12 protein-coding genes are annotated in these 14,085 nt (G+C 72.1%); 4 read left to right on the top strand and 8 right to left on the bottom strand.

Going from position 1 to position 14,085, the window contains the following annotated elements; genetic code table 11:
- Nucleotides 1–12: 12 nt before the first annotated feature.
- The 4 genes from ACIA5D_RS29660 to ACIA5D_RS29645 all read right to left on the bottom strand — a co-directional run bounded on the left by ACIA5D_RS29660 (nucleotide 13) and on the right by ACIA5D_RS29645 (nucleotide 4,548).
- Nucleotides 13–375, bottom strand: a complete 363-nt coding sequence (locus ACIA5D_RS29660; RefSeq protein ID WP_396033584.1) for a hypothetical protein — start codon at nucleotides 373–375, stop codon at nucleotides 13–15.
- Nucleotides 375–3,584 (bottom strand): SseB family protein, encoded by a 3,210-nt coding sequence (locus ACIA5D_RS29655; RefSeq protein ID WP_396033583.1) that lies wholly within the window; start codon nucleotides 3,582–3,584, stop codon nucleotides 375–377. Before ACIA5D_RS29655 ends, ACIA5D_RS29660 begins: the two co-directional genes overlap by 1 nt.
- Nucleotides 3,585–3,893: 309 nt before the next feature.
- A complete protein-coding gene (locus tag ACIA5D_RS29650; RefSeq protein ID WP_396033582.1) occupies nucleotides 3,894–4,190 on the bottom strand; it encodes a WXG100 family type VII secretion target in 297 nt (98 codons plus the stop codon).
- 25 nt (nucleotides 4,191–4,215) lie between these two features.
- Nucleotides 4,216–4,548, bottom strand: a complete 333-nt coding sequence (locus ACIA5D_RS29645) for a WXG100 family type VII secretion target (RefSeq protein ID WP_396033581.1) — start codon at nucleotides 4,546–4,548, stop codon at nucleotides 4,216–4,218.
- A gap of 291 nt (nucleotides 4,549–4,839) precedes the next feature.
- Here ACIA5D_RS29645 and eccE point away from each other — a divergent pair, with 291 nt between their 5' ends.
- From eccE to rarD, 3 genes are all read left to right on the top strand, one after another.
- Complete coding sequence (eccE, locus tag ACIA5D_RS29640; RefSeq protein ID WP_396033580.1) at nucleotides 4,840–6,696, top strand: type VII secretion protein EccE; 1,857 nt, start codon at nucleotides 4,840–4,842, stop codon at nucleotides 6,694–6,696.
- Nucleotides 6,697–6,739: 43 nt separating this feature from the next.
- Nucleotides 6,740–7,123, top strand: a complete 384-nt coding sequence (locus ACIA5D_RS29635) for a phage holin family protein (protein ID WP_396033579.1) — start codon at nucleotides 6,740–6,742, stop codon at nucleotides 7,121–7,123.
- A 115-nt stretch (nucleotides 7,124–7,238) separates the two neighbouring features.
- Nucleotides 7,239–8,165 carry an EamA family transporter RarD gene (gene rarD, locus ACIA5D_RS29630; RefSeq protein WP_396033578.1) on the top strand — a complete coding sequence of 309 codons (927 nt, stop codon included), beginning with the start codon at nucleotides 7,239–7,241 and terminating at the stop codon, nucleotides 8,163–8,165.
- 15 nt (nucleotides 8,166–8,180) lie between these two features.
- On the opposite strand, the gene ACIA5D_RS29625 is transcribed toward rarD, so the two are convergent.
- Together ACIA5D_RS29625 and ACIA5D_RS29620 are read right to left on the bottom strand one after the other, a co-directional pair.
- Nucleotides 8,181–8,873 (bottom strand): anti-sigma factor family protein, encoded by a 693-nt coding sequence (locus tag ACIA5D_RS29625; protein WP_396033577.1) that lies wholly within the window; start codon nucleotides 8,871–8,873, stop codon nucleotides 8,181–8,183.
- Between the two features lie 138 nt (nucleotides 8,874–9,011).
- Nucleotides 9,012–9,806: an IclR family transcriptional regulator gene (locus tag ACIA5D_RS29620; protein WP_396033576.1), complete on the bottom strand. Its 795-nt coding sequence runs from the start codon at nucleotides 9,804–9,806 to the stop codon at nucleotides 9,012–9,014.
- Nucleotides 9,807–9,959: 153 nt separating this feature from the next.
- Here ACIA5D_RS29620 and ACIA5D_RS29615 point away from each other — a divergent pair, with 153 nt between their 5' ends.
- The gene (locus ACIA5D_RS29615; protein WP_396033575.1) at nucleotides 9,960–11,141 is read left to right on the top strand and encodes an MFS transporter; all 1,182 of its coding nucleotides are present in this window, start codon (nucleotides 9,960–9,962) and stop codon (nucleotides 11,139–11,141) included.
- Here ACIA5D_RS29615 and ACIA5D_RS29610 read toward each other — a convergent pair whose 3' ends face one another.
- Nucleotides 11,142–12,140, bottom strand: coding sequence for a polyprenyl synthetase family protein (locus ACIA5D_RS29610; protein ID WP_396033799.1), 999 nt, complete (start codon nucleotides 12,138–12,140; stop codon nucleotides 11,142–11,144).
- Nucleotides 12,141–12,550: 410 nt separating this feature from the next.
- Nucleotides 12,551–14,083, bottom strand: a complete 1,533-nt coding sequence (nuoN, locus tag ACIA5D_RS29605; RefSeq protein ID WP_396033574.1) for an NADH-quinone oxidoreductase subunit NuoN — start codon at nucleotides 14,081–14,083, stop codon at nucleotides 12,551–12,553.
- Nucleotides 14,084–14,085: the final 2 nt, after the last annotated feature.

Below are 14,085 nucleotides of genomic sequence, written 5' to 3'. Positions count from 1 at the left end.
GAGGCGACGACGTCAGATGCGCTGCTCGTGGAGGCTGCTGATCTCGTGTGCCGGCGCCCACGTCTGATAGACGCCGAAGTCGAACTCCTCGAGGCCGAGCTGACGGGCGATCGGGGCGCGGCCGCCGGTGTACTCGACCCGCATCCAGTTGTCGGCCTCGGCGAGCACCAGGAACGGCGCGCCCCGCCAGGTGCAGGTCGTGCGGACGTAGACGAGCTCGTCGTACTCCTCGGGAGTCAGCACCCGCACGTACCGGCCGGGCTTGATCTCCTCGAAGCCGTCGGCCGGCTGGTTCGTGTAGATCCGCACGTTGTCCCCGTCGGGAACGGCGTCGAACTCGCGACCCTGCCAGGTCACCACGTAGCCGTCGCGCATCACTGGTCACCCACCCGGCGCCACTGCGGACCGTCGTTGTCGAAGATCGCGATCATGTGCTCGCTGCAGTCGTCGTCGATGCGCCACAGCTGCGCGCCGTGCGGCAGCCGGACACTGTCCACCTTGAACTCGGCGATCACGTCGCGGCCCTCGCCCGGGGCGAAGCCGTTGCCCCGGAACGGCCCCCGCTCGATCACCCAGCCGTCCATGGCCTTGAGCGCCTGCTCGTTCTGCCCGCCGTAGGGGATCCGGTACAGGCTCGGGCGATACGCCGGCCAGCGCAGCACGTACGCCTCCTTGGCGTCGGCCTGGTGCGGGGAGCCCTGGTACGTGAGCCCCAGGGCGCCGAACAGCTCGGCCGGAGTACGCAGATGCTCCACCTCGGTGGCGCGGTGCACGAAGCCGGCGACCCGGTCGTAGCCGCGCTCGAGGTAGTAGTCCACCTGCTCGGGCGGCAGCGTCTTCTGCATCACCGTGGCGTGCTGGGCGTCGTCGTTGGCCGGGGCGGGCGCGGGCACCGGAATCTGCGGCTCGTCGTGATCGGACGGGTCGGTTCCCAGGCCGGCCTCGGCGGCCCAGCTGGCCAGCGCGATCACCTGCGGGCCGGGGTACTTCGCGCCGATCGGGCTGACCGGGTTCACCGCGAACGACCAGGCCGGGTCGGGCCAGTTGCGGATGAGCTCGTAGAACCGGACGCTCACCGTGCGCGTCGGCTCGGCGTAGTGCTCGGCCAGGCGGTCCTTGCTGGTGAAGACGACCAGGAAGGTCTCGCCGTCCATCTGCTCGGTGCGGAACGCGAAGCCGGACTCGCCGGGCGCGCTGCCCGGGCGCGAGTGAGGCGCGACCGGGACCAGGACCGCGGCGAGCAGCAGCGTCGACAGGAAATGGTCGGTGCTGTGGCCGTCGGCGGCGTCGTACAGGTCGCGCTCGACGTCGTTGGCCGGCAGGAACGGCTCGGCCGACGGCTGCGAGGGCGGCATGGCCGACGGCCCGAACGGGCGGCCCGGCGGGCCCGGGTTGGCGCCGCGGACCTCGAGCTGCGGCGCGCCGAGACGGGCCGGGCGGTCGCTGCCGGGCGCGCCGGGAATGACCGGCGGGGCCAGGCCGGGACGGCTCGCCGAGGGCGCAGCGGGGGCCGCGGCCTGCGCGTCGGCGGTGGCGGCGCGCTCGGCCGGCGTCTTGAACGCGGGGAACGACGTCATCGGGGCCGGCTCGGTGTCCGCGGTGGCCTGCCGGCGCGGCAGCGGTGTGCCGGAACCGGCGGCCGGCTGCCCAGGGGTGAAGCCAGGCGCCTGCGGGGCACCGCCGAAACCGGGGCCTTGCGGGGCACCCCCGCGACCGGGACCCTGCGGGGCACCCCCGAAGCCAGGGCCGTTCGGGGCACCCCCGACACCGTGGCCCTGCCCGGGGCCGCCGTAGCCGGGGCCCTGCGCGGGGCCGCCGTAGCCGGGGCCCTGCGCGGGGCCGCCGTAGCCGGGGCCCTGCGCGGGGCCGCCGTAGCCGGGGCCGTTCGGAGGGCCGCCCAAACCGGGACCCTGCGGGAAGCCGCCGACGCTGGGAGCCTGCTGTGCCGCTGCGGCCTGCGGGGACGCCGGGCCCTGCGGGAAGCCGCCACCGCGCGCGGGCTCGTCGCCCGGGCCTGCTTGGCGGCGCGGCAGCTCGGGCAGTGCCGGCGCCGGTACCGGCCCGGCGGAGCCGGCCGGCCCGGACCAGCGCGGGTCCAGCGGCGGCTCTTCCGCCGGGAGGTCGGCCAGGTGCTCGGGGACCGGCGGCGTGTTCGCCATCGGGGTGCGGACCGGAAGCGGGCCCTGCGGGTCTTGACCCGGGCCGCGAGGGTCATCGCCGGAGCGGAACGTAGGCCAGGCGCCGGTCGGCGCGTCTCCGGCCGGCACGGACGGCGGGCGGTAGCCCAAAGGGACCGCCGTGGCGGCGGACGCGGGCACGGCGGACGATGGCGCTCCCGAGGCGGGCGCGGCCGGGGTACGCGAGGGCAGACCGCTCGGCATCACGCCGCTCGGCGTGCGGATGGGCAGGCCACCGGGGCCGATCTGCGGCCGGTCGGCGCCCGGGGGCGGCCCGGCGGCGGGCGGCGGCGCGGATACCGGGCGAGCGGTGGCCGGGGGCGGCCCGGAAACCGGACGAGCAGTCGGCGGCGGCGCGGAAACCTGCCGAGCGCCCGGGGGCGGCCCGGAAACCGGACGAACGGCCGGCGGTGGCGCGGAGGCGGGCGCGGCGGCCTGCGGGGTCGCCTCGGGCTGCTGCTCGTCGGCGGCCGGGAACTGCGGCATCCGGGTCTGGGCGGCGGCCTGGGCGTAGCCGGGTGGGCCCGCCATCGGCGCGGACGATCCGGACGGGCTGGTGGTCACGGGCGGCGCGCTGGTCGGCTGGGGATAACCGGCCGCGGCCACGGAGGGGACGTTGGACGGCTGGTAGCCGGAGGCGGCGGCCGGCACGCTCGTCGGCTGGGGATAGCCGGGAGCGGACGCGGGCGGGACGCCCTGATGCGAATAGCCGGGGCCGGATGCAGGCGGGACGCCCTGATGCGAATAGCCGGGGCCGGCCGCGGGCGGGAGATCTTGATGCGGATAGCCGGTTTCGCCCGCGGGCGGGACGCTCGTCGGGCGCTGCGGGTAGCCCGCCGGAGGCGCGCTCGTCGGCTGCGGGTAACCGGCCGCGGCGGCGGACGGCACGCCGACCGGACGCTGTGGGTGGCCGGCGGCATCTTGATGCGCGGCGGCCGCGTTGGCGGCCATCGCCGCGGAGTGCAGGTCTTGGATGCGGGCGGGGGCGGCGGCCTTCTCGCGGCCGGGGCCGCGGGTCGGCAGCCTCAGGTCGCCCCGGGACAGCTGGGCCACGAACCAGGCCGGAAGGTAGCCCTCGATCGGCAGGCCGGGATTGACCGCCAGCCACCACTCGAGGTTGGGCCAGGTGTTGGCAAGTTCCGCGTACGGCACGCGACGGGCCGAGCCGCTGTAGTCGGCCAGGCAGTGCTGCATCGCCGCCGGGGATGTGAATGCCAGCACATGTGTGCGGCCCCCGGTGCTCCAGGTGCCCCAGCCGAGCGGCGTCAGTCCCTGAAGGGCGTCGGCCGACACCGGCAGCAAGAGGTCAACGCCGGCGAGGATGCGGAAGTACGACTCCTGGTCGTCCGTTCGTAACGCATCGCGCATGGCGACCTCGGCGTCCGTAGCCGGTTCCCACTCGGACACGTCCACCTCTCCCCACCGCGCGACGAGGCCATCTCAACGCGTACAACCTACAAGGTCAGGCGGCGATCACAATGGGGGGCGTTGAGCTGACGGGCAAGTCGTGTCCGTGGCGCCCCCAGTTCGTCGCCGACGACCCTGTTTTGATCACTGGGCGCGATGATTCAAGCACCGACCGTAGGCGTCAACGGCCATTCGGGCCAGTACGCGATCGGGGGACATCAAACACGAAAGAACGGACTAAACGGAAACGGCCGGTCAGCCGCTGGGGGCTTGACCGACCGCTTCTCGTCGTTCAGCGATGCGCGGCGCTCACTGGAAGCGCTGGGTCGCCTGCTTCTCGGTGCTGATGTAGTCCTCGGTCGACTGCTCGACGGCGGACCTGATGTTCTGCAGGATCTGGGTGAGGTCGGCCGAGGCCGCCTTCCACTTGGCCTGGCGGGCCGCGTAGGCCTGCTGGGCGTCGCCACCCCAGGTCTCGACCAGCGGAGCCGCGGCGCGCTCGAGCTCGTCGAGCTGGCTCTGCATGGTGCTGATGCCCTTGTTGATATCGGCGGTCGCCTGCTGCAACGCGCCGAAGTTGACGAGAAGAACTCCGTCGTTGGCCATCTTTACTAACCCTCCTCGTCGGGGCTCAGAGCGGCAGGCTGAAGCCGCCGCCGCCGGAGTTGGCAACCTTGCTGGCGGCCGTGGTGTCGGTGGAGTCGTAGCCGGCGCCCGACTGGCGGATCGACTCGGCCGTCTCCGACAGAGCCTGGTTCAGGCTCTTGAGGTCGGCAGCGTATTGGGCCTTGACCTGCTCGAACGCCTGCGCGCCGAGACCCTTCCAGGAGCTCTGCAGCGCCGAGAGCTCGTTCATGAGCGTGCTCAGCATCGACTGCAGTCCATCGTTGACTGTGTCGAACTTGGTGGCGGTCGCCGCCATCACCTGGGATTCTGCCTGCGTGTAGGCCACCCCGGTCGTCACCCCGCTTTCTCGATCGTGTCGCCGAAAAGCGCCGGAATCCCTTGTGGACGGGCAGCACGGCCCCTCGGCGTATCGACGGTGGCCTTCACGTTAACCCGGAATCGCAAGGCGATGGGATGACCCGTGAGCGGCCGACTTCAGTTTCTTTCTGAACGCTGACGGTAGCGATCCGGTTCAATCGGCGATACCCCGGGATTGCGATCTGTGGATAACTCGTCACCCCCTACGGTGGCTGCGCGCGCCCTACGATGGGCTCCGACAAGGTGGAACGCGCCGGAAGGGCGGTAAGCGGTGACAGTGGGCGTGGCGGGCGGCCGGGATTACCGCGACCTCACCGGGGCGGCCGGTCAACTACCCAAGGTCAGCACCCGCCCGCACCGGCAGGGCCGGTTGCTCGGCATCCGCGCGAGCCAGCTGGTCGGCACCCAGGTCGCCGCGGCCGCCCTGCTGATCGGCGCCGTCAACGGCCCGATCGCCCTGGCCGCGTCGGCCGTGCCGGCCTTACTCATACTCGCCCTCACCTGGCTGCGGCTGCGTGGCCGGTGGGTCTTCGAGTGGATCGGCGTGGCGATGCGCTACGGCAGCCGCCGGCACGCCGCGCCCGCGGGCCCGGCGGTCGGCGCGCTGCTCGAGTTCGTGGCGCCGGGCAGCCGGGTCGAGCAGACCGACCTGGCCGGCGACCCGGCCGCGGTCATCGTCGACGGCCTCGGTCTCACCGCGGTGCTCGAGCTCGGCGATCCGGCCGGGCTGCTCGCCGAAGACGCGCAGGCGCTGCCCTCGCCGGCCTCGCTGCTGCCGCCGGCCGGGCCCGACCAGCCGCCGGTGATGATCCAGCTGCTGCTCAGCGGCGCGCCGGCGCCCTCGGTCCGGGCCGGCGCCGGAACCCCGGCCAACTCGTACCGTCAGCTCACCGAGGGCCGCGTGCTCGGGCACAGCCGCGCGCTGCTGGCGGTGCGGGTGCTGCGCACCGAGGGCTGGTCCGACGACGAGCTGCTGCGCACGCTCTCCGGGCTGGTGCGCAAGATGACCCGACGGCTCTCGGCCGCGCCGGCCCGCCCGCTCGGCGAGGCCGCGGCGCTGCGGGCGCTGGCCGAGATCGCCCACGACGAGGGTGCGGGCGGCGCTCAGGAGACGTGGCCCGGCCTGCGGGTCGGCGGGCTCGCGCAGACCACGTTCCGGCTGCGCCGCTGGCCCGACACCCGGGTCGAGACGTCGCGCCGCCTGGTGCCACGCATGCTCACGCTGCCCGCGGCGGCCACCACGGTCTCGCTCACCGCCGGGCCGCGCCCCACGCACGGCCCCACCCCGATCGACCTCACCGTCCGCCTCGCCGCGCCCGACCCGGCCACGCTCGGCGCCGCGAGCCAGGCGCTGCGCAAGGTGGTGTCGGCCGAGCACGCGCACGTCCGCCGGCTCGATGGCGAGCACCTGATGGGCCTGGCCGCCACCCTCCCACTCGGCGGCAGCGGCGCGCCGTCGCCCGTGCCCGGCGTGCCGCCCGAGGTGCAGCCGGCAGACTATTCCGACGGCCTGCTCCTGCCGGTCGGAACTTCGGGGCTGATGCTGGGCCGCAACCGGCAGGGCAACCCCGTGGTGACCCGGCTGTTCCGCCCCGAGCAGACCCGCGTGTTGCTGGTCGGCGGCGTGCGCTGTGCCCAGCTGATCTCGCTGCGGGCGATGGCGCTGGGCGCCCGGGTGGTGGTGCAGACCGCCCGCCCGCAGGCGTGGGAGCCGTTCGTGCGGGGCGCGGCTGTGCCCGGCGAGTCGATCGCCGTGGTGCCGCCCGGCCGGGCCTTCGAGATCGCCCCCGGCTCGGCCCTGCACCCGCTGCTGGTCGTCGTCGACGTGGGCCCGGTGGGCGCCGACAACCGGCCCGGCGCGGGCTGGCAGGCCACGCTCGTGGTGCGCGACGACTTCGGGGCCGCCGACGTCGACGTGGCCTCCCGCGCCGACCTGCTTGTGCTCCAGCCGCTGCGGCCCGACGAGGCGACGCTGCTCGGGGGCGCGCTCGGCCTCGGCGAGGTGGCGCAGTGGATGACCCGGATCCGCCCCGACATGGTCGGCGTCGTCAACCGGCGCGCGGTGCGGTGGGCGGCGCTGGCCGAGACGCCCATCGAGGGCCAGCTGATCGGCGCGCCCACGCGCTGAAAAGGTATCGCCGATTGGCATGATCGTGACACCATCCCGTGCCATGGGAATCCTCATCCGGCTGGTGGTCACCGCCGTCTCGCTGTGGATCGCGACTCTCGTGATCAGCGGGATAGAGCTGACCACCGATTCCGTCCCGAAGAAGATCGGGACACTCCTGGCCGTCGCGGTCATCTTCGGCATCGTCAACGCGGTGCTCCGGCCGATCATCAAGGTGATCGGCTGCGGGCTCTACGTCCTCACGCTCGGCCTGATCGCGATCGTGGTCAACGGCCTGCTGTTCATGCTGACCAGCTGGATCGCGGGCGAGCTCGACCTGCCGTTCCACGTGGACAGCTTCTGGCCCAGCGCGGTGCTCGGCGCCCTGCTCGTCGGCGTGGTGAGCTGGCTGCTCAACATGCTGGTCCCGGACGGCGGCGACGACTGATCACATGGTGGTAAGGCGCGTACTGGCCATCGATGGATGGAGTGCGACCTGCGCGCCACCGTGAGCTGAGCCATATGCAAGGGGCTGACGCGGGTCGACACCTTACGGTGTTGGCATGAGCGAGGAGCGGCGCGGTTACCTGTACGGCCTGGCGGCGTACGTGCTCTGGGGTTTCTTCCCGATCTACTTCAAGCTGCTCAGGCCGGCCGGCGCGCTCGAGATCCTCGCTCACCGCGTGATCTGGTCCGTCGTCTTCATCAGCCTCCTGCTCGCCGCGGCCCGCAACTGGCGCTTCCTGGTCCGCATCGTGCGCTCACCCAGGCTGTTCGGCGGGATCGCGGCCGCGGCCGTGCTGATCGCGATCAACTGGGGCACCTACATCTACGGCGTCAACTCGTCGCGGGTCGTCGAGACCGCGCTCGGCTACTTCATCACCCCGCTGGTGCTGGTGCTGTTCGGCGTGACCATGGAGCGCGAGCGGCTGCGGGCCTGGCAGTGGGCGGCCGTCGCGGTCGGCGGGATCGCGGTCGTGGTGCTCACCATCGACTACGGCCGCCTGCCCTACATCGCGCTGCTGCTGGCCGCGAGCTTCGGCACCTACAGCCTGGTCAAGAAGAGGCTCAAGCTGCCGCCGGCCGAGGGCCTGTTCGTCGAGTCGTCGGTGCTGGCGATCCCCGCGCTGGTCTACGTGGGCTGGCTGACCGTGGCCGGGCACGCGAAGTTCGGGCACGTGTCGGCGACGCACACCGCGCTGATGATCTTTGCCGGGGTGGCCACCGCGGTGCCGCTACTGCTGTTCGCGGCGTCGGCCAACCGGGTGCCGATGGTCGGGATCGGCATTCTGCAGTACGTGGCGCCGATCCTTCAGCTCGCCTGCGGACTGCTCATCTTCCACGAGCCGATGCCGCCGGCCCGCCTCGCCGGCTTCGGCCTGGTCTGGGTCGCGCTGATCATCTTTACCGTGGACGCGCTGCGCCAGCGGTCGGCGCCCGGCCCGGCAGCCGCCACCGCCGAGCCGGTCGCCGCCCTTCCACCCCGCTGACCCGGAATCAGAAGATCAGGGGACGTCGTAGGCGAGCAGTACCTTGCCGTCGAACCGCACCAGCGCGATCCGGCTGATGCTGCCACGGCCGAAGTGGGTGAAGCCCTGCATGGCGAAGACCGCGCCCGGCTCGGCGTCCCAGGAGCCGATCTGTTCCTGGTCCTCGTCGTGGCCGTACGCGACCAGGCGGAACGTGGACTTCTCGGCCGCCGACGAACTGTAGGTGCAGACCAGGTCGGCCTTGGTGCCGCCGGCGGCGCTGGTCAGCCGTACGGTGGCGGAGACCGGGGAGGACGCGTCGACCCGGGTCATCGCGATCGCGGGGCCGCTCGGCACGGTGCCGGGTGCGGTGGTGTCGCGGGTCCAGGCCAGCACGCCGATGCCGACCAGGCCGACGAGGATGGCCACGGCGACGGAGCTCAGCACCCGTACGCCGAAATTCTTCCTTCTTTTGCCCTTTGCCGCCGGAGGCGCCGCGAGGTCGCGCAGGGACGCGCCGGGGTGATCGGCCGTCAGCGTCGGGTCGAGGAGCTTCGCGAACTCCTTGGCATCGAGCCGGGAGAGCAGGTCGGGCAGCGTCGAGATGTCGGCCACCGCCTCACGGCAGAAGGAGCAGGTCGCCAGGTGCCGTTCGTAGGCGGCACGCTCGGCCGGCGAGAGGGCGCCCAGCACATACGCCCCGTCGTCATGCTCGTGCTCACAGTGCACCCCGTCACCACCCTCCGCTGATCTCCCGCGTGCACCCTGTCTTACGTGGCCGGGCGGCGTGAGGTTCAACGGAGTCTTAGGCCCCCTCGTCAGGCTGCCGTCGACGAGCGATTTGTCGGACTAGCCCCGTAACGGGGCTCAGGCTGTCGCCGACTCGCCCGCCGACAGGGCCTCGGCCACGTTTCGCGCCGCGCCGGTCAGCTTGGCGCGCACCACCCGCGCCGAGGTGAGCATCTCGGCGGCCGGCAGCGAGCAGGCCAGCACCAGCCTGCGCTCGATGTCGCGGTCGGCGACCACCAGCACGGCGGCGCAGGCCAGGCCCTGCCGGAACTGGCCCATCTCGATCTGCATGCCGCGCCGCTCGCCCGCCGCGAGGTCGGCCTCGAGCGCCTCGGGCGTGACCAGGGTGGCCGGGGTGAACTGCCGCATGCCGTAGTCGCGCAGGTAACGCGCGCGCTGATCGGGGGTCAGGGTGGCGAGCAGACACTTGCCCAAGGCGGTGGCATGGCCGCCCTCGTCGAAGCCGGGCGCCATGTCGTCGACGAACGGCGAGCGCGCGCCCTCGGCCGAGGCGGTCACCGCTATGCGGCCACCGACGAAGCGGCCCAGATAGTGGGTGTACCCGGTGTCGAGGGCGGCACGGCGCAGCGCCTCGCCGACCGCGGGCGGGCCGCGGAACGCCGAGACGAGCTCACGATATCGATCGGCGATCTCCAGCCCGACGATGTACGTGCCGTCCTCACGACGGATCACATAGCCCTCGTACGCCAGGGTGCGCACGAGGTGATACGTGGTCGCGACGGTCAACTCGCACCGTCGCGCTATCTGCTTCACGGTGAGTCCGCGCGGGGCCCGACCGACCGACTCGAGGACGCGCAAAGCGCGTGACACGCTCCGAATCAGATCGGACGGCTCCGCCAGGGGGTCGCGCACAGCTACCTCCGACGCCAGGGACTTACACCATATGAATAATCTTCCCCCGACGGAATGCCAAACAGCATGTGGATCACGATCGATTTACACGACGTGTGTGGTCATTTGCACTGAACGCGGTGGGATGCATTCTGCGGGCATAGGCTTCGAACGATGGCTCGGACGCTCCGCAACGCATCGACCAGCGTAAACGTAACCCGCCCCGCGCAAGCGGCGGCCGGTGCGCTCACCACGACGGTCGCGGTCGCCTTCCCGGTCTTCCTGGTCGGCGGCCTCGCCGTGCAGGTAAGTGATGATCTTCGATTTTCTCCGGCGGGGCTCGGCATCGCGGTCTCGGCGTACTTCGGGGTCAGCGCGCTGGCGTCGCTGCCGGCCGGGTGGCTGGTCGAGCGGTACGGGGCCGCGCGGATCTCCCGGTACGGCATCGCGCTCTCGGCGGCCTCGATGATCGGGATAGCGGTGGCGGCGAATGCACTGTGGAGCCTCGTCGCGATCCTCGCGCTCGGGGCGGGGGCCAACGCGATGGGTCAGCTCGCCAGCAACACCAGCCTGTCGCGGCACGTGCCGCCGGGGCGGCAGGGGCTGTCGTTCGGCGTGAAGCAGGCCGCCATCCCGGTCAGCACGCTGCTGGCGGGCGCGGCGGTGCCGACGGTCGCCCTGACCCTGGGATGGCGGTGGGCCTTCGTCATGGGCGGCCTGCTCGCGGCGGCGGCGCTCCCGCTGGTCCCATCCGAGGGCACTCGTCCGCATATTTCCCGAAATATAGTGGAAAAGCAGGCGACTGGGGCGCTCGTCGTGATCGGGCTCGCCGCCACGCTGGCCGCCGGCTCGGCCAACGCGCTCGGCACGTTCCTCGTCGACTCGGGGGTGGCGCGCGGCATCGCCCCGGGGCCGGCCGGACTCTCGCTCACGCTGGGCAGCGCGGTCTGCGTGGCGGCCCGGATCTTCGGCGGCTGGCAGGCCGACCGCCGCCCGGGCCGGCAGGTGGGCGTGATCGCCGGCCTGCTGGCCTGCGGGGCCGCCGGACTGGGCCTACTCGCCGTTCCGGGCCCGCTCCCCCTGATCGCCGGTGTGGTCCTCGGTTTCGGGCTCGGCTGGTCGTGGCCGGGGCTGATGAACTTCGCAGTGGTCCGGCTCCACCCGCAGGCGCCGGCCGCCGCCACCTCGATCACGCAGACGGGCGTGTACGCCGGCGGCTGTGTGGGGCCGCTGGGGCTGGGCGCGGTCGCCGCCCTCGCCGGTTACCCGACCATGTGGATCGTCGCGGCCGTGGCGATGGTGAGCGCGGCCGCCCTGATGCTGCTGGGCAGCCGCATGCTCCACCCACACGAGTAACTAGCTTGTGCGGTCGGCGATGAAGTCGCAGAGCGCCTCCATCGCGCGCTTCGCCTCGCCGGACGGCAGTGGCGCCAGCTGAGCCCGCGCCTCTTCCGCATAACTCCGCACGGTTTCGCGCGCCCGCTTCATCGCCGCCGACTCGCGCAGCAGCGTCAGCGCCTCGGCGTGCAAGGCGTCGTCGGTGATCGGGCCGGTCGCCAGGATCTCGCGCAGCCGCACCGCGGAGGCGTCGGTGTCGTCGCCGGCCAGCGCGTACAGCACCGGGAGCGTCGCCACACCCTCGCGCAGGTCGGTGCCCGGGGTCTTGCCGGACTGCACCGACTCGGAAGCGATGTCGAGCAGGTCGTCGGAGAGCTGGAAAGCGATGCCGATCGTCTCGCCGTAGCCCGCGAGGGCCTCGACGTGCTCGGTCGACGCGCCCGAGAACAGGCCGCCGAAGCGCGCCGACGTGGCGATCAGCGAGGCCGTCTTCTCGGTGATGACGTGCAGGTAATGCTCGATCGGGTCTTCGTCGCGGGCGCCCACCGTCTCGGCGATCTGCCCGTGCACGAGCCGCGCGAACGTGCGCGCCTGCAGGTGGACGGCCTCGGGGCCGAGCGAGGCGGCGATGTCGGCCGCGCGGGCGAACAGGTAGTCGCCCACGAGGATGGCCACCGAGTTGCTCCAGCGCGAGTTGGCGCTGGGCGCCCCCCGCCGCACGGGCGCCTCGTCCATGACGTCGTCGTGGTAGAGCGTCGCCAGGTGGGTCAGCTCGACCACATTGGCCGCCGCGATGATCTCGGGCGCCTGCGGATCGCCGAACTGCGCCCCGAGCGCCACGAGCAGCGGACGGAAGCGTTTGCCACCGGCATCGGCGAGATGCCGCGCAGCCTCGGCCACCAACGGATCGGCGCTGGCCACGTTGGCCCGCAGCGCCTCCTCGACGGCGGCCAGCGTCGACGTGACCGACGCATCGACGACGGGGTCGATGTCGAGGCCGAGCGACGAGAGCGTCATATCACCGGTGCTCACCACGCTTTCACGATGCCATATGGGCCCGACACTTCCCGCATCCGGGGTGTCGGATACAAGATCAAAATCAAAATCAGACATGGGTACGCGGTCGGCACGGCACCCGCCGTGCCGGCCCGGCCGGGTGGGTGGTCACGCTCCACGCGCGCCACCGGGCGGGCCCAGTGGTACATCTTCGACAAATGGCTCGCCGTTAGTCGCGGCACCCGCCGGTGTTGCAGGGCAGATCGCGGCCCCTGACCCGGGGGCGAGGCACCTGCGGTTGTGGTCGGCCGGCGGCCGTACGGAAAGAAATGCGCAGGCAGGCACCGGCGTGAGCGAACGTCGGGGTTATCAGTTTCGGACGGTACGCGAACGGGCCCCGGCAACAAGCCAGGGCCCGTCACAGCGAGGGATCAGCGGACGAACTGCGCCGCGTCGCGGGTCAGGTCGATCAGCGGGGCCGGGACGACGCCCAGCGCCAGCGTGGCGATCACGCCGATCGCCAGGGCCGCCGACGTGAGGAAGCCGGGGATGGACACCGTCGGGGTGGTCTCGCCCGGCTCGCTCAGCCAGAGCAGCACGATCACCCGCAGATACGGGAACGCGATCAGCATGCTGGTGATCACGCCGACGATGACGAGCCAGGTCTGCCCACCTTCGACCGCCGCGCCGAAGACCGCGAACTTGCTGGTGAAGCCGCTGGTCAGCGGGATGCCGGCGAAGGCGAGCAGGATGAACGAGAAGGTGAGGGCGAACAGCGGGCTCTTGCGTCCGAGGCCGGCCCAGCGGGACAGGTGGGTGGCCTCGCCGTCCGCGTCGCGCACCAGCGTGATGATGCCGAAGGCGGCGAGCACCGAGAAGCCGTAGGCGACCAGGTAGAACATCGTGCCGCTCAGGCCGTCCTTGTTGAGCGCCAGGACGCCCACGAGGAGGTAGCCGGCGTTGGCGATCGAGGAGTAGGCCAGCAGCCGCTTCATGTCGGTCTGCGTCACCGCGAGGACGGCGCCGACCAGCATGGTGAGGACCGCGACGGTGCCGAGAACCGGCTGGAAGCCCCAGCGCACCCCCTCGAACGCCACGTACAGGATCCGGAGCAGCGCGCCGAACGCGGCGACCTTGGTGCAGGCCGCCATCAGCGCGGTGATCGGGGTGGGCGCGCCCTGGTAGACGTCGGGCGTCCACACGTGGAACGGCGCCAGCGCGGCCTTGAACAACAGGCCGATGGCGACCAGCGCGAGGCCGGCGTACAGCAGGATCTCGCTCTGGGTCGGGTTGTCGACCGCCGCGTGCACCTGGCTGAGCGAGATGCCGCCCGCGAAGCCGTAGATCAGCGCGACGCCGAACAGGAAGAACGCCGACGCGTACGAGCCGAGCAGGAAGTACTTGAGCGCGGCCTCCTGGCTGAGCAGGCGGCGCCGGCGGGCGAGCGCGCACAGCAGGTAGAGCGGCAGCGAGAAGACCTCGAGCGCCACGAACATGGTCAGCAGGTCGTTCGCCGAGACGAACAGCAGCATGCCGCCGAGCGCGAACAGCGTCAGCGGGTAGACCTCGGTCGCGCCGGGCTGGTCGCCGGCCTGCCGCAGGTCTTTCTGCGAGCCGACGGTGATCGCGGCCTGCGAGACGAACGCGCCGCCCCGCTCGATCGACCGCTCGCCGATCAGCATCAGCGAGACCGCGCCGAGCACCAGGATCGCGCCCTGCAGGAACAGCGTGGGCCCGTCGACGGCGACCGCGCCGCCGATGGTGACCTTCCGCGTGCCGTGCTGGACGATCACCATGACGAACGCCGCGACGATCGCCAGGAAGGAGAGGCCCAGCTGGACCGCGTGCCGCGACTTGCGCGGGACCGCCGCCTCGACGAGAACACCGACGCAGGCGACCCCGAAGAGGATCAGCATCGGCGACAGCGCGCCGTAATCGATGGCGGGAAGTTTGAGAGCTTCCATGG

The organism is Actinoplanes sp. NPDC051513, assembly GCF_044454685.1.
Taxonomy (GTDB): Bacteria; Actinomycetota; Actinomycetes; order Mycobacteriales; family Micromonosporaceae; genus Actinoplanes.
This window is presented reverse-complemented; position numbering and strand designations above follow the sequence as displayed.

Bases quoted from the DNA above. Each gene is read 5' to 3' on its own strand.
- ACIA5D_RS29635 (WP_396033579.1), top strand. From the start codon at position 6,740: ATGGGAATCCTCATCCGGCTGGTGGTCACCGCCGTCTCGCTGTGGATC.
- ACIA5D_RS29660 (WP_396033584.1), bottom strand. From the start codon at position 375: ATGCGCGACGGCTACGTGGTGACCTGGCAGGGTCGCGAGTTCGACGCC.
- nuoN (WP_396033574.1), bottom strand. From the start codon at position 14,083: ATGGAAGCTCTCAAACTTCCCGCCATCGATTACGGCGCGCTGTCGCCG.
- ACIA5D_RS29610 (WP_396033799.1), bottom strand. From the start codon at position 12,140: ATGACGCTCTCGTCGCTCGGCCTCGACATCGACCCCGTCGTCGATGCG.
- ACIA5D_RS29615 (WP_396033575.1), top strand. From the start codon at position 9,960: ATGGCTCGGACGCTCCGCAACGCATCGACCAGCGTAAACGTAACCCGC.
- rarD (WP_396033578.1), top strand. From the start codon at position 7,239: ATGAGCGAGGAGCGGCGCGGTTACCTGTACGGCCTGGCGGCGTACGTG.
- ACIA5D_RS29650 (WP_396033582.1), bottom strand. From the start codon at position 4,190: ATGGCCAACGACGGAGTTCTTCTCGTCAACTTCGGCGCGTTGCAGCAG.